We start from the raw sequence: 22026 nt of genomic DNA on the forward strand, positions 1-22026 counted from the left end.
AGATGAACGCGAGCAAGGCCTTTTCCTATTTTTCCGGCAACCTTTTGCGCTAGAAAGCTAAGCTTGATCTGCAGCTTCGGCTCTAACCTCGTTCACGGCGGCGTAGATGCGATCGAACAGATCCTCAAGGAAAGGCTCTTCGATGCAGGAAAACGCGACGCGCAGGTCGTGCTGGCCGAGCGCGATCGTGCCGACTTCGTAACGGTCGAGCAGGCGCTGGCGGACCGCTTCGGCGCTGATGCCGTCGAGCCGTAGGCACATGAAGTAGCCGGAGTTGAAGGGGTAATAGCTCCATGCCCCTTCGTATTTGCCGCTGTCGAGCAGGCGCTTCACCTTGTTTGCGCGGCCTTTCATGATGGCGTACTTCTCCGCTTTTTGAGCTTCGAATTCAGGCGATTTCAGGGCGTCCAGCACAAAAGTCTGCGAAGGATGCGGCCCGCTCGAGATCGTCGCGCGGATGATGCCGAGCGTCTTTTGCTCCAGGGCGGCGAGCGCAGGCTCCGAGGTGCCGCCGTACGTAATGAAGCCGACGCGGAAGCCCCACACGTATTCTTCCTTGGTGGCGCCGTCGATCTTGATCGGCAGTACGCGCTCGTGCAGACCGCACAATGCGCCGAAGAGCGATTCGTGCATCGAGTCTTCGAAGAAAAGCGCGAAGTACGCGTCGTCGGTCACCGCGACGACATTGATGCCGGCTTCGGCGGCGTCTTTGATCGCCGCGACGATCGAGGCGCCTTCTTCGCGGCTCGGCGTATAGCCGGTCGGATTGTTCGGGAAGTTAAGCAGCACGATCGCCTTACCCTGTTCTTTGCGGGAGAGCAGCGCTTCGCGCAGGCCTTGAGCGTTGAACAGTCCGTCTGCTGCGTACAGCGGGTATTCCACGATCTCCGCGCCGCGGCGAATGCCGAAGGTCAGTTCATAGTTTTCCCAGTTCTTGTCAGGTATAATAACGGCGTCCCCGACATCGGCGAACAGATCCGCGACGATGCTCAGGCCGTGCGTCAGGGCGTTCGTGACGACGGGCATGCTGAACGTCTTGCCTTCGAGCGAAGGGTTCTCCTTCAGCATCTTTTCCCGCCAAGCGGTGCGGAGCTCAGGTTTGCCGGCCGGCGGCGCATATTCGTAAATGTCCTTTGGCTGATAAGCGGACAATTTGTCTTGGATCATTTTCAGGTGCATCGGCTGCCCGTTTTCCGTCGCGATACCGATCGTCGCGTTATACGTTTTCGCTTTTTGCTTCGCTTCGGCAGATTGGCTCAGGATGCCTATCTTGGGAAAATAAATGGCCTTGCCGAGTCCGGAGAGCATCTCCGCGAATCGAGGCTGTTCCTTGGCGATGGTGTCGTTGAGCTGTTGCGCGAGGGGGTTCATTGCCGTCATCCTTCCACATGATCGAGTTCCCTTGTGAGAAATTTTCTCAGGCAGGGCATCAGTTGCTATTATACACGATCGTTCCATACGCGTCACCCGCGCGTCGGCCCGGAAGGTGAACAATCCTTGAGCGATTTTCGCCAAGGCAGGTTTAATCCCGCTTCGGCGCCAATGCCTTCATGAACGAGACGGTCTGCGGATCGCCTTGCCGGCCCCTGTTTTCCAATCCGTTGATAACTTCGCCGCGTTTACTCTCGGACAGGTTCTGTCCGAATTTAAACTTGCCCGTCATTTCCTCGATGCCAAGACGAAGCACGGCCACGCCTTTAAGCTGTGCGGCATACTTCGGATGCCCTGCATCGATCGGCAGATGGCCGCCCTCGGGTTGCAGCTTGGCCATCAGCGCAGCGAGCGCGATCGCCTTTTCTCCGGCGTCTTCGACCTGCTCCACCCGGCCGCGGATGCGAACGGAGCGGAAATAGAGCGTCGCCGGACAGGCCATCAACGGATCGCTATAATAGGAAGGGATAAACGCATGCGCTTCGTAGACGACGAATTCCGCCCGATCGTCCTCTGCGAGTCCGCTCATTTTTTCTCCCTTTTTGCTTCCGTGAAAATAAACGTTCCCACCGGCGTACGCGTAGTTCAGCGGCACCGCCTTCGGCCAGCCGTCGCTGCCGCTAAAGGTCAGCACGCCGTCGTCCCGTTCGTTCAGGAATGCCTCGCAAACTTCGTCATCTGCCACTTCAAACTCTTTTCTGCGCATCGCAGCCGCCTCCCTTTTTTGCTGTGAGTCTTATTTTAAGTCCGACATTGACAAGACAAAAGATCCAATTTACATTAAAAACATTGGTCCATTGCAACGAGGAAGTGGGGCGGCTATGCAAATTCAAGTACCCTACGACGTGCGATTGTCGGCTTGCGGCGTCAAACATCTCGCCCTGTACCAGGCGATTCGCGACAGCATCGTCGCCGGCCAGCTTCCGCCCGGCGCCAAGCTGCCTTCGACGCGGACGTTGGCCGACGCATACGGCTTGTCCCGAGGCAGCGTCAGCATCGCGTACGAGATGCTCGCCGCGGAGGGCTACGTGCGCGCATCGGTCGGACGCGGCACGTATGTCGCCGGAGCGGACGCGCGGCCGGCGGAGTCGCGCCAGAGGAGCGGCGACGACGCGACGGAGCCGCCCCCGAATGCCGAGGCGCATGGCGCAGACATAGTGCCGGCGGCAGCTCCCGCGGATTCGGCGGCATTCGGACTGTCGCGATGGGGGGATACGACTCGTGCGGGAGGCTTGGCTGGGCGTGTCTCCGCCGGAACAAACGCAAGCGGAAAGGCTGCCCGATTCAAGAATCGATCTCCTTTAAACCGCGCGGCATGGGCGAGCGATGGTTTCCCTGGATGTCGTGGAAAGCCGCGGTATCGGCGGAGTGGCGGCGGCGGGGGGCCCGCCCCTGCAGACGACGGCACGTCCGCGGCGGGCAGCGCGGAGCTGCGCCGGGCGATCGCGGGAAGGCTGCGGCGCGAGCGCGGCATCCTGTGCGAGGCCGAAGACATCGTCGTGACGGGCGGCTCCATGCAGGCGATCGCGCTGCTGGCGCAGCTGCTGCTTGAGCCGGGCAAATCGGCCGTCGCGGAGGACCCCTGCTACAGCGGCATTCAACGGGCGATCCGGGCGAGCGGCGCCGCGCTGATTCCGGCGCCTGTCGATCGCCAAGGCATCGTACCGGGCGATTGGCCGGCGCAGCTGCTGTTCGTCACGCCCACCCGTCAGTTCCCCACCGGCGCGGTGCTCACTTACGAACGCAGGATGGCGTTGCTGGACTGGGCCGTCAAACGGGAGGGCTGGATCGTCGAAGACGACTACGACAGCGAGTTCCGTTGGTCGGGGCGACCGCTAGCGCCGCTCAAGTCGCTCGATCGGCAGGAGCGGGTCGTCTACGTCGGCTCGTTTTCGCGAGCGATGCGGCAGGAAGTGCGAATCGGCTACGCGGTGCTGCCCTCCGCGCTTCGCGAACCGTTTTTGCTGGCCAAACAGCTCTACGATCCCTATCCGGCGGGCCTGACCGAACAGCGCGCATTGGCGGACTGGATGAACCAGGGAGAATACGACCGCCATTTGCGGCGCAGCCGCCGCGTCTTTAATCGGCTGCAGGGGCTGCTCCGGGAGGAGCTGTCGAAGCTGGCGCCTCTGTTCGACGTACATCCCGCGGACGCGGGATTACTGTTGTTCGCGACCTGGAGGGATTCGCCGGAACGTTACGAACGGTTCGCGTCAGCATGCGGACAAGCTGGGGTTAGCTGGGGAGACGGCTCGGCATACGCTGCCGAACAACGGTCGGCTGAGCGTACCGCCTTATTCGGGTTTGCTCATCTGGACGAAGAAGGCATTGCCGCGGGAATGCGCCGGATTCGCGAGACGGCCGTAAGGCAGGGCCTCTTGGACGAGCGCATGGAAGACAAGCCGGCAATGCAAAAGTACGCAGCAAGGAATGGAGGAGCGGAAGATGCTTGATGCGTCGCCGGATGCCTACGAGCTCAAGCTTTACCTGGCCAAGATCGTATGCGAGCCCGGCTGGAAGTGGCAGAAGCGAGAACAACCGCTCGCGAACTACGATTTGTTTTACGTATGGAGCGGAGAGGGCGAGGTCGTGCTGAACGGCCGGGCTTATCCGGTAGAAAAAGGAAGCTGTTTCCTTTTCAGGCCGGGAGATCATACGAGCGCGACGCATAATCCGCAGAAGCCGCTCGTATTAACCTATATTCATTTCGACGTGAACGTGCCGGTGAAGCTCGTGCCGCAAGCCGTACCGGATTTTGCAGGATACGTTCGAATTCGAGCATCTGCTGGCGCGGTACGTTCGGCTCTTCCTCGTCAAGACGTTCGCGGCGGAGGAAGAAGCGAGGCTCGTGCTCAAGCAGCTCATCATCCATCTCTTGCGAAACGACCTGGAGGAACCCGTCGAACGCAAGGCGAGCAATCAGCTGACCGAGAGCATCCACGAGATCGCCAACTACATCCGGCAGCATCCCGGGGAGTCTCACCGGGTGGACGATCTGGCTGCGCGAGCGGGTTTATCGCCCCGATATTTCTCGGTCAAGTTCAAGGAACTGATCGGATCCTCGGTTCAAACGTACATGATACGCACCAGGATCGAGCGGGCGCAGCATCTGCTGCTGCATGCGGGCATGAACGTCACCGAAGTCGCCGACGCGCTCGGGTACCGCGACATCTTCTTTTTCAGCCGGCAGTTCAAACAGTATACAGGCAAGAGCCCGTCGGAGATCCGATAGGGCTCCTTTTTTTATATGGATGAGACTGGGAATTCGCTCGATGTGAGGACCATTTCCGCCGTTGCAACGATATCCCCTTCGCACAGGGAACTTCCCGATACGTCGGCCCGATCGCTGCTTGTGCGGTGCGTTGCAACGATATCCCCTTCGCACAGGGAACTTTCGCTATTGACCGTATTTTTTTCTCTTGCACGATATGGGATTAACAGGTAAAATAAGAACATAAGTTCTTATATTTTGGAGGAAACGTCATGAGCGATTCGAACCGGATGTGCGAGCAGGCGCCGACTTTTTGCGAAGAAGATTGCGAGACCGCCCTTTTTCGTGCGAAGTGGCCTGACGGCTTTCGTTGTCCGCGATGCGGGGGGACCCGACTTTTATCGGATCGGTTCGCGCGGCCCGCGGCTGTTCGAGTGCCGCTCGTGCGCTCGCCAGACCTCGTTGACGGCCGGCACGATTCTTGAAGGCACCCGTACGCCGCTCGTGAAGTGGTTTCACGCGTTGTATCTGATGCAGACCGGCATATCGGCCAAGCTGTTGGCGGAGCTGATCCAGGTGACGTACAAGACCGCCTGGCTGATCAATCACAAGCTTCGCTATGCGATCCAGGTGCACGACGAGGGTCGGCCGTTGATCGGAGATCTGCAGCTGTTGGGGGACTTCTATGCGCGGCCTGCGACGAACCGTCCCGCGGATCCGCTGACATACCGGGAAGAGCCCGCCGTTGCCGGCGCTTCGATCGACCCGGAGAGCGGAGCGCTGGCGGAGGTTAAGATCAAGCGAATGTCCGCCGACGCATTCAGTCGCCGTGCGTTCGCCGCCGATTCGTTCGGCGGATTTTTGTGGCGGCATGCGGCAGAGGACAGAGCGGGTCATCGGCGCATCGAGGTCGTCAAGGCGTCTGGTTGCGAGGGCGTGACGGCGTTGGGCGCCGTCTGGCGCGGCGCGATCGGTTGGCTGGCACGGACGTTCGGCGGCATCGGACCCAAGCATTTGCAGGCTTACCTGGATGAATACTGCTTCCGCGTGAATGTAAGAACGGACGGGCTCGCTAAGCTGCTATCGCTTTGCGGTCGTATTCGCACGATTACGCAACCCGAGCTCGTACGCAAGCGGTACGGCGTCCGTTCGATTCGTTGGACCGGTCAAACGCATCGGGCGAAGCTGTCTCGTTCGATATGCATTTCTTGAGCATGCGGCGACCGTATGGTGGCATGTCAATAGTTGTTTAAATGCTGTTCGTAATATGAATTTTTTAAAGGTTACTTTTGGAGTTCCGTCGGTATGATTCCTTGGGGCGACTTCCTGAGCGAAGGGGATATCGTGTAAATGAGTCAAAAAGGGGTTCTATCGGAGGGAAGGCTGGTACTGAAGCGTACCAGCAACAAACAAGACCCATGCCGAACATGCTGACGGAGAAAGGGAATCACCGCCTAATCGCAGCCGGCAAAGGTCGTTGAAGTTAGCGTATGGCTGTATCCGCGGCTAAAGTGCCGAGCAGTTGTCCTACGCGGACCTGATCGCCGGCTTGGAATCCCGGCAGCGGCAGAAAGGTGTCGTCTTCCGTCAGCAGCACGACCGTGGAGCCGAATTCGAAGTAGGCGAGCTCCTGGCCGCGATCGAGCGTCCGAGGAAGCTTTTCTACGTATTTAATGCTGCTGACGTTGAGCGCGCCGACCTTAACGACAGCGAGCTCGCCGCTGCCGTGACGCAAATAAGTGATGAGACGTTCGTTGCGGGAGAGCACGCGCCGCATCAGCGTCAAACCTCGTTCGTTTACGGGATATACCCGGCCGGGGATGTGCTCGGTCTCGACGATCTCGCCTGCGCAGGGCGCGTGTATCCGGTGATAATCGGTCGGGCTCAGGTAGAGCACCCAATAATAGCCGCTGCGGTATTGGCCGCTGCGAGGCGAGCGATTCAGCAGCTCTTCCAGCGAATAATCCTGACCTTTGACTTGCAGAAGCAGCCCGTTTTCGATCGGACCGAAGGCGGCGATTCGGGCATCCACCGGACTCACTAGCGCGTCGGGCGAAGCGTCGATATTGCGGCTGCCCGGCGCGAGCCGGCGGGTAAAAAATTCGTTCAGCGTCGCGTATTCGGCAAGCGGCTTCTCCGCTTCTCCGACCGGAATCCGGTATAGGGCGGCGAATTTGGGGATCAGGCGCCGGCTAAGCGGCGATTTGGCGAAGCTCCCCGTCAAGCGGGATATGAATTTGCGCGAAGACAGCTCCGTCATGGCGCGCAGCAGCCAACGGTTCATCGTGCGGCCACTCCTTTGCCTCATTAATTGGATTCGGGACCGCGAGCGCGAATCGCGCGCAGTCGTTCCTAAGTGTGACATATCGGTGCCCAAACTTCAACCTGCGTGACCGGCGCCTACGTATGCGCCGCTTTAATCATCTATTTGCAGGCCATTCGGTTAGCTGCGGGTACCTGCCGTGTCCGGCGAAGGCCTTCGGGTGTATGCTGTCTGAAGTACAGGACGAGGGGTGTGATCCCATGAGAGCCGCATTCGTCACGCCGGGCGCATATCCGGTCCCCGCGCCGCGCGGGGGCTCCGTGGAACGCGTCGTGGAAAATTTCGTTCCCTTGCTCGCGGATCGCCTGGAGGTGTGCATTTACGGGAGAACCGCAAAAGGGCTGCCCCGAAGGGGAATGCTGCACGGTGCCCGCTGCGAACGGTTACGCGCGCCGGGGAAACGCGCTTACCTGTCCGGCGTGCTCGCGGGACTTCGCGCCTACCGGCCGCAGCTCATCGAGGTGGAAAACCGGCCGCGGCTGGTACCGTTGCTGAAGCGGAGATTTCCGGGAGCGCGCGTATGGCTTCATTTACATTCGAATACGTTCATATCGGGGAAAGCGATCTCGCCCGCGGAGCTTCGAGCCTGCCTGGGCGCGGCCGACCGGATAATCGTGAACAGCCGCTTCTTGAAAGCGGACGTAGAGAGAAGATCGCCCAGCCTGGCTTCCAAGCTCGGAGTCGTCTATCCGGGCGTCGATCCGGTTTGGTTCGGCGCTCCCGCCCTTCGCGAGCACTTGCGAATCGCTCAGGGATGGCAGCACCGTCAGATCGTGTTATTCGCGGGACGGCTTATTCCCTTGAAAGGCGTGCACCACTTGCTTGCGGCGCTGCCTGCGCTCGTTCGCCGCCATCCGAATATGCTGCTCGTCATCGTAGGTTCTCCCTTTTACGGTTCAAGCCGCACTTCCGCGTATTCGCGCAAGCTGCTGCGCATGGCAAGGCCATGGCGTCGGTACGTACATTTCGAACCTTACGTATCGCACGATCGAATGCCTGCCTGGTTCGGCATGGCTGACGTGGCCGTCGTTCCTTCTTTGCGGCGCGAGGCTTTCGGACTCGTCAACGTGGAGGCGATGGCATCGGGCTTGCCGGTCGTGGCCTGCCGCGTCGGCGGCATCGCCGAGATCGTCGAGGACGGCGTCACCGGATTTCTGGTCGATCCGCGCCGCTTGACCGCGGAACTTCCCGATCGGATATCGCAGCTGCTGGACGATGAAGCGCTCCGCACGCGGATGGGCGCGATGGGACGCGAGCGCATCCTGGAGCGGTTTACATGGCGGCACACGGCCGACCGATGGCTTGCGGAGCTCGAGCGGGACGTTGGCAGCGGCAGGCCGTAGAGGTAGGGTACAGCACGCACGAAGAAGCCCGCGCGGCAAGGATGCGCGGGCTTCTTTTTTAACGGAAATCAACCGAAAAACGTGCGGAACAGCAAATACGCGTTGAGGACCATAATGACCGCCGCGATGGACCAGGCCAGCCACTTCAGCCAGGCTTTGTTGACGAACTCCCCCCATCTTGACGCGATCGGACGTGAACTTGACGAGCGGAACGACGGCGAAGGATAACTGCAAGGATAGGATGACCTGACTTAGGATGAGCAGGTCCATCGTTCCCTTTTCTCCATACAGGGCTGTCACGATCACTGCCGGCACAATCGCGATAAGCCTCGTGATGAGCCGTCGGAGCCAAGGCTTCATTCGGATGTTCAGGAAGCCCTCCATGACGATCTGGCCGGCAAGGGTGCCGGTCAGCGTGGAGTTTTGACCCGAAGCGAGCAGCGCGACGCCGAACAGGACGGATGCAGCGGCCGTACCGAGCAGCGGCGCGAGCAAATGGTAGGCTTCGTCGATGTCGGCCACTTCGGAGTGGCCGCTCGTGTGAAAGGCCGCAGCCGCGATAATCAGAATCGCAGCATTGATGAACAGTGCGAAAAACAGCGCGATCGAGGAGTCCCAGGTCGCGTACTTGATCGCTTGGCGTTTGCCGGAGGTCGTGCGGTCGTAATCGCGCGTCTGTACGATCGACGAGTGCAGATACAGATTGTGCGGCATGACCGTCGCGCCGAGAATGCCGATGCCGATATAGAGCATGGTCGGGTTAGAAATAATCTCCGCGCTCGGCACGAAGCCTTTGGCGATGCCGGAGATGGACGGCTGCGACAAGAACAGCTCGATGCCGAAGCATACGCCGATGAGCACGATCAGCGCGATGACGAATGCCTCAATGTATCGAAACCCTTTGTTCTGAAGGAACAAAATGATAAGGACGTCGAATGCGGTTAAAATAACGCCGTACAGCAGCGGGATGCCGAACAGCAGGTTGAGCGCGATCGCGGCCCCGATTACTTCCGCCAGATCGCAGGCGGCAATGGCAAGCTCGCAGAGCGCCCACAGTCCGACCGCTACGGGCTTGCTGTAGTGATCGCGGCAAGCCTGGGCAAGATCTTTGCCGGTAACGATGCCAAGCTTGCCTGACAAAGCCTGAAGCACCATCGCCATCAGGTTGGACAGCAAAATGACCGAGAGCAGCGCGTACCCGAACTGCGAGCCGCCGGCCAGATCCGTCGCCCAATTGCCTGGATCCATGTAGCCGACCGCGACGAGATAACCGGGACCGGCAAAAGCCAGAAACTTGCGGATCAGCGAGCCTTTGTGCGGAACCTTCAAACTTCTGTGGGCTTCGGGCAGCGACGGCATGCCTTCCTTGCGTCGCCAGCCGCTGGCTGGCGGCGTGCTGAGGGCGGCTTCTTCTTTCATGGCGGATCACCTCTTGTTGAATTAAATATAATCTGCATAAGGCAATAATTTTGGCATATAGGACATAAAGTTGCATTGAGGCAAAACCTCTGATAGGTTTTAATATACGCCCGAACCCTGAAAAAGTAAACTGCATTTTTACGGAGGCTTGAAGCTGTCGTGACACCCGCCCGGATGCCTGCATAGTATGAGGCAGATCATATTCGGGAAGGAGCCTCACATGAAGACATCAAAATCCGGGAAAAAGAAGCGGCCGGTACGCAAACAACCGCTTTACTTTGTAGATAACCCCAATCAACAGGAGTTGAGTTGGGTCGAGGAGCTGCGCTCGGAGGAACAAGACAAGTTGGGACTTCACAGCGCGGCTGCTGCCGAGGCGCCTCAGGCCCCTGCCGCTCCCGCTGCTGCGGAGGTGCAGCCGGCCGTTGGCAAGGATCCGGGGATTACGGCTTGCCGCCCCCTTCATAGCTAAGGAAGCCTCGCCTTCTTCCTTGCCTTCTTCATTGACGAAAAGCGTCGATGAAAGCCAAGCAAGGCGCAACGTTAAACATCGGCCGAGAGCCGACGGCGTTCAAGCCGACTTTTTCACGACCGGCATCATTAACGATTTCGTGACGTCCGACGACCTGGGAGACCTGGATAAGGCTGGCGATGCCGACGACAAGAATTTCCGCGCCGACGAATTCGTTTCGGTTTCCGAAGCGACGCCAGCGCTTACCGGCGGCACGAAAAAAGAAAAAGCCGAAACCGTCGCGGCATCGCCCGCAGACGTCCCCTTTCCAAATGAATCCGTTCGTGCGAACGACGTGCCTTCTCCTTACTTCGACCGGGAGGCCCGCTACGACAGGCTGCTGGAACAGCGGCTGCCGGGGAAGCCGAAGCCGCTCGTATACACGGACGACTTGGCGGACGCCTCCGTCGCGGAGAGCAAGCTCGCGCCTCGCGCGGTGCGTACTTCGCACATCGACAGCGAGGCTGTGACAACGGCGCAGCTGGCCGACTATGCCGTTTCCCAGATCAAGCTGGCCGATCGATCGGTCAGCGGGCAGAAGATTGCGCAGGAGACGATCACGGGCGAGCATTTGGCCAAAAACGCCGTCTCGGGTCAAAAGCTGCGCGACAAGTCGGTCACGGGCGACAAGCTCAAGGACGGCAGCATCACATCCGAAAAGCTGGCGGACCGGATTATCAGCGGCGATAAACTAGCCGAACGCTCCATCGAAGCGAAGCATCTGTCGCTGTCGATCATTACATCCGAGCTGCTGCAGGAACAGTCGATCACGTCCGACAAGATCAAACGCGGCTCCGTATCGACCGAAAATCTGGCGCATGAAAGCGTGGATACCGCCAAGCTGGCCGATGGCGCCGTGACTGGCACGAAAATTCGCGACGGAGCGGTGGGACCGGCGAAAATTGCTGCAGGCGCCATCAGTCCGGAGCATCTGACGCCGGGGCTCATCCTGGCCGACCATGTCGCGAACGGAACGCTGCAGGGCAAGCATATCGCAGCGGGCGCGATCGGCGGCGACCGTCTGGCACCCGGTTCCGTAGGCGCCGATCAATTGGCGGACGGCGCCGTGAACGGCGCCAAGCTCGCCGCCCGCGCCGTCGGTCCGGCGCATCTCGCGGCCGGCTCCGTATTGGCCGACCAACTGGCGGATGGGGCGGTAGGCACCGCGCACATTGCCGATGGCGCGATTCAGGCTTCGAAGATCGCGGGCGCTGCCGTACGCGGTCCGCATATCGCGCAGGGCACGATCGAAGCCAGCCACCTCGTCAAAGGAAGTATCGGGAGCGAACAACTGGCGTCCGGCGCCGTGGATACGGCGGCGATCCGTTCGAACGCGGTGACGGCAGATCAACTGGCCGAAGGCGCAGTCGGCGGTCGGCAGCTCGCGATTCGTTCGGTATCCGCCCACCATCTGAACGATCATGTCGTGACTTCATTAAAGCTGGCGCCGGAGTCGGTCACGGCAGAAAAGCTGGCGGACCTATCGGTCGCGAGCGCGAAGCTCGCGGACGGAAGCGTAACGGCGGCGAAGCTCGGGCCTGGCGCCGTCGGCCGGCCGGCGGTCGCCAAAGGCGCGATCGGCGGAAACGAGATTGCTGAGAATACGGTTAGAGACTTGCATATGACGGCAAACAGCGTACGCAGGGATGCGATCCAGTCCGGCGCCGTCGGTCCGGAGCAGCTCGCCGAAGGCGCCGTCGGACATTCGAAGCTGGCGCCTGACGCGGTCGGTTCCGAACAGCTGCGCTATGGCGCGGTTACCGGTGACGCGATCGCCGAAGGTGCCGTGTTGGGACACCATCTGACGACCGACAGCGTAACCGCGGATGCGATCGCGGCAGGATCGATTACGACGGATAAGCTAGCCGAATTGAGCGTGACGGCCGGCAAGCTGGCAAACGGCGCCGTGGAAGTCCGTCATTTGACCGCAGGCAGCGTGAACGCAGGCGCGATCGCTTCAGGCGCCATTACGTCCGATAAACTGAGCGAAGGCAGCGTAACGCGCGAAGCTTTGGCCGACCGCGCGGTAGGCTGGGCGCAGCTGGACGCGATGAGCGTGGGCGAAACCCAGCTGCAGCCGGAAGCCGTAAGGGGGGATTCATCTCGGCCGAGGTGCGGTCTCTCTCCGTCATTTATCGTCCGACATGCTTAAGATCGCCGCGCTTGCGGAGAGCCGGATCGACGCGGAAAGAATCGAGGAAGCCGCAGTTACGGCTTACCATCTTCGTTCGAATGCCGTAACGGCCGAGAAGCTGGCGGCGGGCTCGGTTACGTCGGAAAAACTCGCCGACGGCATCGTGAACGAAGATAAACTGGCGGACGGCGCGGTTACGAGCGACAAGCTCGCGGACGCGAGCATCACATCGTCGAGCATCGCGGACAGCGCCGTCGGCCGCGGCCACTTGGCTTCCGGCGCCGTCGGTCCGAGCCAGCTGGATCCGATCTTGCTTGCCGCGATCGCGGAGGCGGGCGCTCCGATCGGTGCGGACCGATTGCAGACGAACGCGGTAGGGACTTCGCAATTGCAGGATGGAGCGGTTGCAACGAGCAAGCTGGCTGCGGGCAGCGTGGGAACGTCGGCATTGGCCGAGGGCAGCGTCACGGCCGAGAAGCTGGCGGCGGGCAGTATCGAATCGGCGGCATTGGCGGAAAACAGCGTGACGTCCGGCAAGCTCGCCAAGGGGGAGCGTCGGTTCGTCTGCGCTCGCCAAGGGGAGCGTAACGTTAGGCAAGCTGGCCGCGGACAGCGTGGAGTCGGCGGCACTGGCAGACGGCAGCATCATTGCAAGCAAGCTGGCTGCCGGCAGCGTGGGCGCTTCCGCGCTGGCCGAAGGCAGCGTCATTGCTGGTAAACTGGCGGAAGGTAGCGTGAGCGCCGTGAATCTGGCGGCGGGCAGCGTTACCGCGGGGAAGTTGGCTGCTTGGAGCGTAGAGTCCACTTCGTTGGCGGACGGCAGCGTCATCGCCAGCAAACTGGCAGCAAGCAGCGTAAACGCAGCGAAGCTGGTCGACGGCAGCGTAAGCGAGGCGAAGCTGGCGGATGGCAGCGTGAGCGAGGCGAAGCTGGCGGACGGCAGCGTGAGCGAGGCGAAGCTGGCGGACGGCAGCGTAAGCGGGGCGAAGCTGGCGGATGGCAGCGTGAGCGAGTCGAAGCTGGCGGATGGCAGCGTGAGCGGGGCGAAGCTGGCGGACGGCAGCGTGAGCGGGGCGAAGCTGGCGGAAGGCAGCGTGAACGAGGCAAAGCTGGCGGAAGGCAGCGTGAACGAGTCGAAGCTGGCGGATGGCAGCGTGAGCGAGTCGAAGCTGGCGGACGGCAGCGTAAGCGAGGCGAAGCTGGCGGACGGCAGCGTGAGCGGGGCGAAGCTGGCTGGCGGCAGCGTGAGCGAGTCGAAGCTGGCGGATGGCAGCGTGGGCGAGACGAAGCTGGCGGATGGCAGCGTGAGCGAGACGAAGCTGGCGGATGGGAGCGTGAGCGGGGCGAAGCTGGCGGATGGCAGCGTGAGCGAGTCGAAGCTGGCGGAAGGCAGCGTGAGCGGGGCGAAGCTGGCGGACGGCAGCGTGAGCGAGTCGAAGCTGGCGGACGGCAGCGTGAGCGGGACGAAGCTGGCGGATGGCAGCGTAAGCGGGGCGAAGCTGGCGAACGGCAGCGTGAGCGAGTCGAGGCTGGCGGATGGCAGCGTGAGCGGGGCGAAGCTGGCTGACGGCAGCGTGAGCGAGACGAAGCTGGCGGAAGGCAGCGTGAGCGAGGCGAAGCTGGCTGACGGCAGCGTGAGCGAGGCGAAGCTGGCTGCCGGCAGCGTGAGCGAGTCGAAGCTGGCGAACGGCAGCGTAAGCGAGACGAAGCTGGCGGATGGCAGCGTGAGCGGGGCGAAGCTGGCGGATGGCAGCGTGAGCGAGTCGAAGCTGGCGGATGGCAGCGTGAGCGGGGCGAAGCTGGCGGACGGCAGCGTGAGCGAGTCGAAGCTGGCAGACCGCAGCGTGAGCGAGTCGAAGATGGCGGACGGCAGCGTGAGCGGGGCGAAGCTGGCGGATGGCAGCGTGAGCGGGTCGAAGCTGGCGGATGGTAGCGTGAGCGAGTCGAAGCTGGCGGATGGCAGCGTGAGCGAGTCGAAGCTGGCGGACGGCAGCGTGAGCGGGGCGAAGCTGGCGGACGGCAGCGTGAGCGAGTCGAAGCTGGCGGAAGGCAGCGTGAACGAGTCGAAGCTGGCGGATGGCAGCGTGAGCGAGTCGAAGCTGGCGTACGGCAGTGTGAGCGAGTCGAAGCTCGCCGATGGCGTGGTGACGACAAGCAAGCTTGCCAAAGGCAGCGTCGATTCGACGATCCTGGCCGAGGGCAGCGTGGACACAGTCGCATTAGCCGACGGCAGCATCACGCCTGCCAAACTCGCCGCGGGATGTTTGGATGCATTTGCCTTGGCCGAGGGCAGCGTGGATTCGGCGAAGCTGGCGGACGGCAGCGTGACGGCCGACAAGCTGGCCGAAGGCGCCGTCAAGACGTCTGCGCTCTCGTTTTTCGCGGTCGGTACGAACCAGTTGGACAACAACGCCGTTACCTTCGACAAGCTGGCAGCCGCGAGCGTCGGGTCTATTCATATCGAGGAACGGTCTGTAGACGGCGGAAAACTGGCCGAAGGCAGCGTCGATGCAGGCCATATCCGTCAAGGCGCGATTCTGGCCTACCACCTTGGGGAAGGAAGCGTCGAACGGGAAGCGCTGGGCGAATGGAGCGTGACCGCCAGCAAGCTGGAGCCGGGCGCGGTCGGCTACGAGCATCTGGCCGACGCCGCTGTCGGCGCGGACAAATTGCGCAACGAGAGCGTAAATAACGCTCACCTGGCGGCGGGCGCCGTTACGTTCGATAAACTTTCGCCCGAGGTCGGCGGTCTGCTGACGGATCTGAACGACGCGCTTCAGACGAAGAAGCTTCAGTTCTCTCCTCCGGAGATCAAGGCGGAACAGCCCGCGTTGCCCATGCTTGCCGTCGCTGCGGCGGTTCCCGGCGTATCGCTGGCGTTCGGTCACGTCGATTATTCGTTCGCAGGCATCGAAGACCGGATCGAGGTAACGGTTTCGTTCGACGCGCCTTACGCGGACGATGCTTATGTCGTTTTTGCCATGGCAGATCAGCCGGGCTGCATTTGTTCGCTCAAGGAAAAGTCGGCGGAAAAGTCGACGTTCGACGTCTGCCGTACGCGTTTGTCGCCGGTCTCGAAGGGCCGAATTCAATGGATGGCCGTCGGCGCCAAATCGAATTGATCCGATAGGACGCTTAAGCCCTCGCCCCGTTTCGCGGCGGCGAGGGCTTTTTCGCCGCTTTCCCTTTTACATAAAAACGCAAAGGCTCCTGTCTCTCGTACAAATGCCGTTGCGTTGGGACACGTTGCACATATGATGTCCTGTACACTGCTGCCTGACAGGGGGGGATTCGATGAGGCACCGGACCGGCAGCGACAGATTCGCACGTCTGAAGCGCGTCAGGACGCCCGTCCGCCGGAAGCGTATCCGATCCGCTCGCCGGGGCGGGGCGCCAGGCGGAACTAGAGGCGCGCCCGCCATGCGGCGTCCTCCGACGGTTGTTCGCGCGCCAACGAGCCGGACAGGCGCGGACGGGGAAGACGCCTGGCGCGCTCCCGCAGTCTCGGTCATCATCCCGGTGATGAACGAAAAGCGGACGCTTGGACGCGTCATTCGCGAGGCGTATCGCATTCATCCGAACACCGAGGTCATCTGCGTGCTGAACGGTTCTACCGACGGCTCTTTGGCGATCGCCAGGGCGAGCGGCGCGCGCGTCCTCGTATACGACCGACCTCTCGGCCACGACGTCGGCCGGGCCGTCGGCGCACGGGCGGCGTCGGGCGATACGCTCTTGTTCATCGACGCCGACATGGTCATTCCCGCTGCCCGGCTGCGAACGTTCACGAGCGCGATCGAGCGGGGCACGGATATCGCGTTGAACGATTATTCGGGTCCGCGCAAGCGGCCGGTCGTCCACAACGTCATTCTGGCGAAGCATGCGCTGAATGCGCTGCTGGGCAGGCCGGATCTCGAAGGGGCGTCGATGACCGCGGTACCCCACGCGATCAGCCGCCAGGCGCTTGCCGCGATCGGCGCGGAGGCGCTCGCGGTGCCGCCGCTCGCGATGACGAAGGCGCTGCATGCAGGATTAAGCGTCAGGCGGGTGCGTCATATCGATGTAGGCACGCTTAATCGGCCGCGGACGAAGCGGGAACGCTCCGGCTCGCTGGAGCCGTTGATCATCGGCGACCATCTGGAGGCGATCGGCTGGTGGCTGAAAAGCGACGGAGCCGCGGGGCAATCTCCGCCAGGCAACGTCGCGGGCCGCGGTGACGGCCCATGAAAAGGAGAACGGCCCGGAAGGGCATCCCATCGGTTCGAAACGGCGTTTATCGTCGGAGTCGTGCCGCACGCGGACGCGTCAATAGCAGGTTCGACAGAAAAAACGCCGTCCCCGTTCGGACGGCAGGCAAGGACGCCGCGCGATGGCGGCGCGAAGGCGAGATGGACGGCGCCGCGTGGCGTTCGGCGCATCCGGCAGGTACGGTCGAGGCGCTAAGAAGCTATGCCCAGCGTACCTGGACTGAAAAAGCTTGCCGGCATTCGGCTGCAGGCCCAGGAAATCTTCTGCGGTTCAGCCGCTACGGAGCGGCTTATGCGGAGGGCATCCGCAGGGGCAGCGGGCTGGAGCTGCACGGCGAGCTCCTCCCCCTTCGGCGTTCGGCATCCGCGGTTCTGTATGCGGAAGGAAATGAATCAAGGCTTCCGTCGGTGCTGTCCGAACTCGAGCGTCTGCCGCTTCAGGAGATCGTCGTCGTGCTGGGCGCAGGCGCCGAACGGACGCTTGAGACGCTGCTGTCTTACCCGCGCGTCGTCGCGGTTCATTCTCCGGCCGGGTACGTGAGTCCGCATGCGGCCCGCGCCGCGGGCGCCAGATTGACCGGAGCGGATGCGGTGCTGTTCGCGGACGGCGCCAAGCCTTGCTCCGCCAAGCTGCTCGGCGCGCTGCTCGTTCACGCAGACGCCGGTACGGACGTCGTCCTGAGCGACAGAACGACGCAAGAGGGAGCGTTCAATCGCAGAGGAGCCGAATCATGGCTGCGGGAGTTTCTCAATGTCTCCCTCGGCAGGCCCGATCTGCGCGCGGACGCGATCGGCGGCGTGCCGTTCGTCTTGTCGCGCAGGGCGATCGACGCCATCGGTACCGAAGCGCTCGGCATCCCCGCGCGGGCGCAGGCGGCAGCGCTCGTACAGGGTTTACGCATATCGGTTTGCGGGACCGTTCCAGGCTCGGGCGAGCGGGAACCGGCATCGGCAGGAAGCGGCCATATCGAGGCTTGGCGGGATTGCCTGTCTATGCGGGACGCGAGACTCGGCTTTCCGGACAGCAAGCGCAATCGTCAAGCGATCGGAGGAGAGGCCCATGGAGAAGACGGCGGTCGTCTTGCCCGGCTTTAACGGTCCGGCATGGCTCGAGGAATGCGTTCAAGCGGTTCGGCGGCATGCCGAAGAAGCGGTGGAACTCATCGTAGTCGCATCGGGGCCATCGGAGCGCGTTTCCGAGACGGCGCATTGGTGCAGGAGGAGCGGCATCGCCTGTATTGCGTTGCCGGGCAAGGTCGGGCTTGCGGAAGCCTTCAACAAAGGCATACGGCTAGCGGCTGCGGATGAGATCGTCCTGCTGGATGAAGGCTGGACGCCCCTTCCCGGCTGGCTGCCCGGCTTGAAGGAGGCGCTGGGAGAGGGCGATCGCGGAGGCGTGGCGATTCTCTCGGTCTTGCCGGAGGAGGACTTCAACGGGACGAGCGCTCCAAACGCGTACATGGGCGGAGCGGGCATCGCGATGCGCAGACGGGCGGCGGAGCGGATCGGGATGCTCGACCCCCGCTTTCGCAGCGGCGTTTGGACGTTCGCGGATTATGCGCTGCGATCGAGACTGAACGGATACGAGCCGAAGCCTGTGCGCGGACGGCTCGTATGCCGATCTGCCGCGTCTTTTACCGGCACGCGCGACGGCAACAGCGAGACGGCGTTCGACCGGCAAGCCTTCGACGAGAAATGGAGCTTGGACGCGTTCGGCATATTTTAAAGGAGGGGTGGCCTTGAAAGCCGTAATATTGGCAGGCGGCTCGGGAACGCGGCTGAAGCCGCTCACGTACTGGACGAACAAGCATTTGCTGCCCGTCGGCAGGTATCCGATGATCTGTTACGGCATCGCGAGGCTTCGCGAGGCTGGCGTCAGGGATATCGTGCTCGTAACGGGGCGGGGCTCGCTCGGAGATTTCGTCGAGGTGCTGGGCAGCGGACGGGACTGGGGCGTCTCGATCGTATACCGGGTCCAGGAGGAAGCGGGCGGCATTGCGCAAGCGCTGGAGCTGGCGCGCCCGATGCTGCATGCCGGCGAGAAGTTCGCGGTGCTGCTCGGCGACAATTTGTTCTCCGAGTCGGTCGCGCCTTACTTCCAGGACTTTCAGCGTCAACCTGACGGTGCGATGGTGCTCCTTTACCCGGTGGACGATCCGCGCCGGTACGGCGTTCCCGAGATGGATCAGGCGGGGGGCAGGATTCTCCACATCGAAGAAAAACCGGAGCATCCCGCTTCCTCCTACTGCGTCACAGGCCTTTACATGTACCATGCCGACGTGTTCGACATCATCGACGGGATCAAGCCCTCGCAGCGCGGCGAGCTGGAGATCACCGACGTGAACAACGCATACGCCCATGCGGGCAAGCTGACGTTCCGCGAGCTGTCGGGCTGGTGGAACGACGCGGGAACCTTCGAATCGCTCGAGGAAGCGAGCGGGAAGCTGAAGGGCGTCTTGCCGTGAAAAGGATCGCCCGCCGGCGCGCCGGCGCGTCCTCGAAGCGGCACAAGGCAGGTTCCGGCGGCGTCAGGCGTGGCGGAAGGCGGAGCGTCGGCATGTCCGGGCGCAAGGATCGAATGCGGCGAAAAAGGCCCAAGCGGGCTGCCCTTCTTGCTAACCATGCGATGCAGCGGGATGCGCCGGACTATGTGAAAGGTTATCGCGAGGGTCTGTACGACGGCGGCGAGCGTTTGCTCGAAGCCGCATTGCCCGCCGACCGGATCGTGCCGGACATCTCGGTGGCCGAAGCGATCGCAGCCGGAATACCGCACGTGCTGACGCGCAGTCTCAGGCTGATGGGACCGGATGAGCTATGCGCGGAGATGGCGTCCGCGCTGGCGGCGGGCAGTCCTTGCAGCGTCGTGCGTCTGGGCGACGGAGAGCTTCTCACGCTGGCGCAGGATACGCTGAAGCCGGCCGACGAGATCGCCCGGGAGAGCCCGTTTCTGTCGTACGCAGGGGTCGACGCGCCAGACGGCGAGGCGAGGGATACGCTCGCGGCCGCCGTCCGCAAGGCGACGGTCGTGGGCGTCCCGCTGTCGCGCAGGCCGAATTATCAGCCGCTGCTGTTCGAAGCGCTCAGACGCAACGGCGTATCGCCCGAGTCGCTGCGTCTCACGAGCTCGACGATCAATTACGCCCTGTACGAGTCGGGTCAGCTGATGCGGCTGGCCGCCGGCAAACGGATCGCGATCGTGGGCAACAGCGCGGAAGCGCTGGCCCGCGCGCTGCGGGCGGCCGGCCTCGATGTCGTTCATACCGTCTCGCCGGTAGACGGCATCGCGGATTATGCTTCCGCCGTGGAACGAGCGGCCGCGGTGCCGTTCGATCTGGCGCTCGTGTCCGCGGGCGTCGCGGCGGTCCCGATCTGCGTCTGGCTCGCCGAGCGGACGGGCAAGGTGGCGTTCGATTTCGGCCATATGGCAGACAGGCTGGGCGGGACGCCGGCGCCGGCGAACGCGTAGCGTTCGGAAGACGCTCATAGAAAGGAGGCAGACGCGGATGGTAAAATATCGAGCGTCTCGCGGGGGCAGACGCGTCGTTCGGCAGCGTTCCCGGCGGCGCAGGACGATCGCAAGGGAGGCTCCCGGGTACCAGGACGGCCACGAGAACGGATATCGCGAAGGCGTACAGGCGGGGCTTGCGAGCTACGATACGATTTTCGACGGCACCAGCATCATCATCCCTACGTTCAACCAGCGAGAGCTGCTCGCCAAGTGCATCAACAGCATCGTCAGATATACGGAACCAGCCTACGAGATTATCGTCGTCGACAACGGCTCGACCGACGGAACGGCCGAATATTTGGCGAGACTCGGGGCGATCGTTAGGCATCGGGTGCTTGAGCGCAATCTGGGCTTTGCGGGGGCGTGCAATATCGGTCTCATGATGGCGAAGGGCCGGACGTTGATGCTGCTTAACAACGATACGCTCGTCACCGAGAATTGGCTGGAGAACCTGCTTGCCTGTCTGAAGAGCGATGCGGACATCGGCATGGTGGGACCGGTGACGAACTTTATCAGCGGGGAACAGCAGATCCAGGTACCGTACACCGACATTCACGATATGCAGTCGTTCGCCTCGAGATTCAACCGGCATGACCCGAATCGCTGGCGGAATACCGATCGTCTCGTCGGCTTCTGCGTGCTGATGCAGCGGGAGACCTTTCTCAAGCTAGGCTACCTGGACGAAGGCTTCGAGCTTGGCAACTTCGAGGACGACGACTGGGACATCCGTGTGCGGCTGCTCGGCCAGCGGCTCGTGATCGCGGGCGATACGTTCATCCATCACTTCGGAAGCGTCAGCATCCGGGCGCTCGGCGACGGCTTCCAGCGCGTTCATTCGGCGAACGAGCGTTACTATCTGGACAAATGGCGGGGCTGGCAGCGGTGGTCCGGCATCGTCGCGTCTTCCTCGGGGAAGGATGGGCGGGACGGATCGTTGGGACTCAGCGAGCTGTTCCCAAGCGGGGTAGCGGTACGGGTAGGCGATGCCGACGTCTATTGGGTGGAAGGCGGCAAGCGAAGGCTCGTGGCCGGCGTGCTGCCGATCGAGGCCGTGAAGCTCTCGCGCGTCGATCTTCGCCGATGGCCGATCGGAGAGCCGATCGAAGCGCAGGAAGCGCTGGAGCGCTGGCATGCAGGCGTCGTGCCTGTCGAAGGAAAAGCGTGCGCGGTCGCGCTGCTGCCGGACGGAACGGCTTATCATCTGGAGGGGGATACCGCAAGGCCCCTGCTCGGTTCCGCCGCGCTGAAGAGCTGGAATCTGCATCTCAAGCCGATGGCGGAAGTGTCGGAAACAGCGCTTGAGGGATGGCGCCAAGGCGCTCCGATCATCGCGCTCCCGAAGCTGCTGCAGGCTTTGTAATGCATCTATTCGAACACGAGGCGAGCCGATTCCGGCTCGCCTTTCTGCAGTGTGCGGGAAGCTGGCGAAACGCTTTTTTTGCCGCGCTGCGGAGGCAATGATTCGATCGGCGACGATCGATCTTCGAGTGGCAAACGGGCAAGCGCCGCATAAGATGTTGGAGGCATGAAGCGCGCCGAACGGCACGTACACGAGCACCGCAAGCGGAGGCGGGGGAGGCGGAACCTTGCAAAAATTGCTGACTGAAGTGGCGGTTCACCTGTCCCACTCCCACCAGCATATGGCGCGCATATTGGACGCGAAGCGTCAGATCGCGGTGCGGATGTCGCAGATGGTCACGGCCATACCGGATATGCATCCCGATTTAAGCGGACTGGACGGACTGCTGGAAGGTTCCGCGGACGTCACCAAGAACATCATTGCCTACGTGGTCGGACTGGCCGATATGCAAGACGCGCTGGCCGACAGCCTCGAGCAGATCGTGAAGGCGGCGAACATTCCCGACGAAGAATGACGGGCGGGCCTCGCAGGGAGGAGATCGG

The 22026-nt window shown here is 62.3% G+C and carries 18 protein-coding genes and 2 pseudogenes; 16 read left to right on the forward strand and 4 right to left on the reverse strand.

Annotation, left to right across the window (positions count from 1 at the left end; translation table 11 throughout):
• Positions 1–57: 57 nt before the first annotated feature.
• Complete coding sequence (locus tag OMP40_RS39240; RefSeq protein ID WP_277539624.1) at positions 58–1371, reverse strand: aminotransferase class I/II-fold pyridoxal phosphate-dependent enzyme; 1314 nt, start codon at positions 1369–1371, stop codon at positions 58–60.
• Between the two features lie 151 nt (positions 1372–1522).
• The gene (locus OMP40_RS39245) at positions 1523–2137 is read right to left on the reverse strand and encodes a pyridoxamine 5'-phosphate oxidase family protein (protein WP_277539625.1); all 615 of its coding nucleotides are present in this window, start codon (positions 2135–2137) and stop codon (positions 1523–1525) included.
• Between the two features lie 115 nt (positions 2138–2252).
• Between OMP40_RS39245 and OMP40_RS39250 the strand changes: the two genes are divergently transcribed.
• From OMP40_RS39250 to OMP40_RS39260, 4 genes and pseudogenes are all read left to right on the forward strand, one after another.
• Entirely contained in the window at positions 2253–3884 is a 1632-nt protein-coding gene (locus OMP40_RS39250; RefSeq protein ID WP_277539626.1) for an aminotransferase-like domain-containing protein, read from the forward strand.
• Positions 3877–4663 (forward strand): annotated as a pseudogene (locus OMP40_RS39255) (helix-turn-helix domain-containing protein). Before OMP40_RS39250 ends, OMP40_RS39255 begins: the two are co-directional and overlap by 8 nt.
• A gap of 269 nt (positions 4664–4932) precedes the next feature.
• Positions 4933–5127: a transposase gene (locus tag OMP40_RS43000; protein ID WP_420872145.1), complete on the forward strand. Its 195-nt coding sequence runs from the start codon at positions 4933–4935 to the stop codon at positions 5125–5127.
• Positions 5105–5854, forward strand: coding sequence for a hypothetical protein (locus OMP40_RS39260; protein ID WP_420872125.1), 750 nt, complete (start codon positions 5105–5107; stop codon positions 5852–5854). Before OMP40_RS43000 ends, OMP40_RS39260 begins: the two co-directional genes overlap by 23 nt.
• Before the next feature lie 271 nt (positions 5855–6125).
• Here OMP40_RS39260 and asd read toward each other — a convergent pair whose 3' ends face one another.
• A complete protein-coding gene (asd, locus tag OMP40_RS39265) occupies positions 6126–6926 on the reverse strand; it encodes an archaetidylserine decarboxylase (RefSeq protein ID WP_277539628.1) in 801 nt (266 codons plus the stop codon).
• Positions 6927–7165: 239 nt separating this feature from the next.
• Between asd and OMP40_RS39270 the strand changes: the two genes are divergently transcribed.
• Positions 7166–8308 (forward strand): glycosyltransferase family 4 protein, encoded by a 1143-nt coding sequence (locus OMP40_RS39270; protein ID WP_277539629.1) that lies wholly within the window; start codon positions 7166–7168, stop codon positions 8306–8308.
• Between the two features lie 68 nt (positions 8309–8376).
• Here the strand turns inward: OMP40_RS39270 and OMP40_RS39275 are convergent.
• Positions 8377–9727, reverse strand: a pseudogene (locus OMP40_RS39275) (Nramp family divalent metal transporter).
• Positions 9728–9947: 220 nt separating this feature from the next.
• Here OMP40_RS39275 and OMP40_RS39280 point away from each other — a divergent pair.
• From OMP40_RS39280 to OMP40_RS39330, 11 genes are all read left to right on the forward strand, one after another.
• Positions 9948–10199: a hypothetical protein gene (locus OMP40_RS39280; protein ID WP_277539631.1), complete on the forward strand. Its 252-nt coding sequence runs from the start codon at positions 9948–9950 to the stop codon at positions 10197–10199.
• Between the two features lie 19 nt (positions 10200–10218).
• Positions 10219–12390: a hypothetical protein gene (locus OMP40_RS39285; protein WP_277539632.1), complete on the forward strand. Its 2172-nt coding sequence runs from the start codon at positions 10219–10221 to the stop codon at positions 12388–12390.
• On the forward strand, positions 12383–13090 hold the full coding sequence (locus tag OMP40_RS39290; protein ID WP_277539633.1) for a hypothetical protein: 708 nt from the start codon (positions 12383–12385) through the stop codon (positions 13088–13090). The genes OMP40_RS39285 and OMP40_RS39290 overlap by 8 nt, the downstream gene beginning before the upstream one ends.
• Positions 12987–15494: a WIAG-tail domain gene (locus tag OMP40_RS39295; protein ID WP_277539634.1), complete on the forward strand. Its 2508-nt coding sequence runs from the start codon at positions 12987–12989 to the stop codon at positions 15492–15494. Before OMP40_RS39290 ends, OMP40_RS39295 begins: the two co-directional genes overlap by 104 nt.
• 298 nt (positions 15495–15792) lie before the next feature.
• The gene (locus OMP40_RS39300) at positions 15793–16596 is read left to right on the forward strand and encodes a glycosyltransferase family 2 protein (RefSeq protein WP_277539635.1); all 804 of its coding nucleotides are present in this window, start codon (positions 15793–15795) and stop codon (positions 16594–16596) included.
• Positions 16593–17711, forward strand: coding sequence for a hypothetical protein (locus tag OMP40_RS39305; protein ID WP_277539636.1), 1119 nt, complete (start codon positions 16593–16595; stop codon positions 17709–17711). Before OMP40_RS39300 ends, OMP40_RS39305 begins: the two co-directional genes overlap by 4 nt.
• Positions 17677–18342 carry a glycosyltransferase family 2 protein gene (locus OMP40_RS39310; RefSeq protein ID WP_277539637.1) on the forward strand — a complete coding sequence of 222 codons (666 nt, stop codon included), beginning with the start codon at positions 17677–17679 and terminating at the stop codon, positions 18340–18342. Before OMP40_RS39305 ends, OMP40_RS39310 begins: the two co-directional genes overlap by 35 nt.
• A gap of 13 nt (positions 18343–18355) precedes the next feature.
• The gene (locus OMP40_RS39315) at positions 18356–19081 is read left to right on the forward strand and encodes a sugar phosphate nucleotidyltransferase (RefSeq protein ID WP_277539638.1); all 726 of its coding nucleotides are present in this window, start codon (positions 18356–18358) and stop codon (positions 19079–19081) included.
• The gene (locus OMP40_RS39320) at positions 19078–20082 is read left to right on the forward strand and encodes a GT-D fold domain-containing protein (protein WP_277539639.1); all 1005 of its coding nucleotides are present in this window, start codon (positions 19078–19080) and stop codon (positions 20080–20082) included. Before OMP40_RS39315 ends, OMP40_RS39320 begins: the two co-directional genes overlap by 4 nt.
• 37 nt (positions 20083–20119) lie before the next feature.
• A complete protein-coding gene (locus tag OMP40_RS39325; RefSeq protein ID WP_277539640.1) occupies positions 20120–21484 on the forward strand; it encodes a glycosyltransferase family 2 protein in 1365 nt (454 codons plus the stop codon).
• A 226-nt stretch (positions 21485–21710) separates the two neighbouring features.
• Positions 21711–21998, forward strand: coding sequence for a nucleoside-diphosphate sugar epimerase (locus OMP40_RS39330; RefSeq protein ID WP_277539641.1), 288 nt, complete (start codon positions 21711–21713; stop codon positions 21996–21998).
• The last annotated feature ends 28 nt before the right edge of the window (positions 21999–22026 follow it).

Source organism: Cohnella rhizosphaerae, from assembly GCF_029525575.1.
Classification (GTDB): domain Bacteria; phylum Bacillota; class Bacilli; order Paenibacillales; family Paenibacillaceae; genus Cohnella; species Cohnella rhizosphaerae.

Bases quoted from the DNA above. Each gene is read 5' to 3' on its own strand.
- OMP40_RS39240 (WP_277539624.1), bottom strand. From the start codon at position 1,371: ATGAACCCCCTCGCGCAACAGCTCAACGACACCATCGCCAAGGAACAG.
- OMP40_RS39245 (WP_277539625.1), bottom strand. From the start codon at position 2,137: ATGCGCAGAAAAGAGTTTGAAGTGGCAGATGACGAAGTTTGCGAGGCA.
- OMP40_RS39250 (WP_277539626.1), top strand. From the start codon at position 2,253: ATGCAAATTCAAGTACCCTACGACGTGCGATTGTCGGCTTGCGGCGTC.
- OMP40_RS43000 (WP_420872145.1), top strand. From the start codon at position 4,933: ATGTGCGAGCAGGCGCCGACTTTTTGCGAAGAAGATTGCGAGACCGCC.
- asd (WP_277539628.1), bottom strand. From the start codon at position 6,926: ATGAACCGTTGGCTGCTGCGCGCCATGACGGAGCTGTCTTCGCGCAAA.
- OMP40_RS39270 (WP_277539629.1), top strand. From the start codon at position 7,166: ATGAGAGCCGCATTCGTCACGCCGGGCGCATATCCGGTCCCCGCGCCG.
- OMP40_RS39280 (WP_277539631.1), top strand. From the start codon at position 9,948: ATGAAGACATCAAAATCCGGGAAAAAGAAGCGGCCGGTACGCAAACAA.
- OMP40_RS39290 (WP_277539633.1), top strand. From the start codon at position 12,383: ATGCTTAAGATCGCCGCGCTTGCGGAGAGCCGGATCGACGCGGAAAGA.
- OMP40_RS39300 (WP_277539635.1), top strand. From the start codon at position 15,793: ATGCGGCGTCCTCCGACGGTTGTTCGCGCGCCAACGAGCCGGACAGGC.
- OMP40_RS39305 (WP_277539636.1), top strand. From the start codon at position 16,593: ATGAAAAGGAGAACGGCCCGGAAGGGCATCCCATCGGTTCGAAACGGC.
- OMP40_RS39310 (WP_277539637.1), top strand. From the start codon at position 17,677: ATGGAGAAGACGGCGGTCGTCTTGCCCGGCTTTAACGGTCCGGCATGG.
- OMP40_RS39325 (WP_277539640.1), top strand. From the start codon at position 20,120: ATGGTAAAATATCGAGCGTCTCGCGGGGGCAGACGCGTCGTTCGGCAG.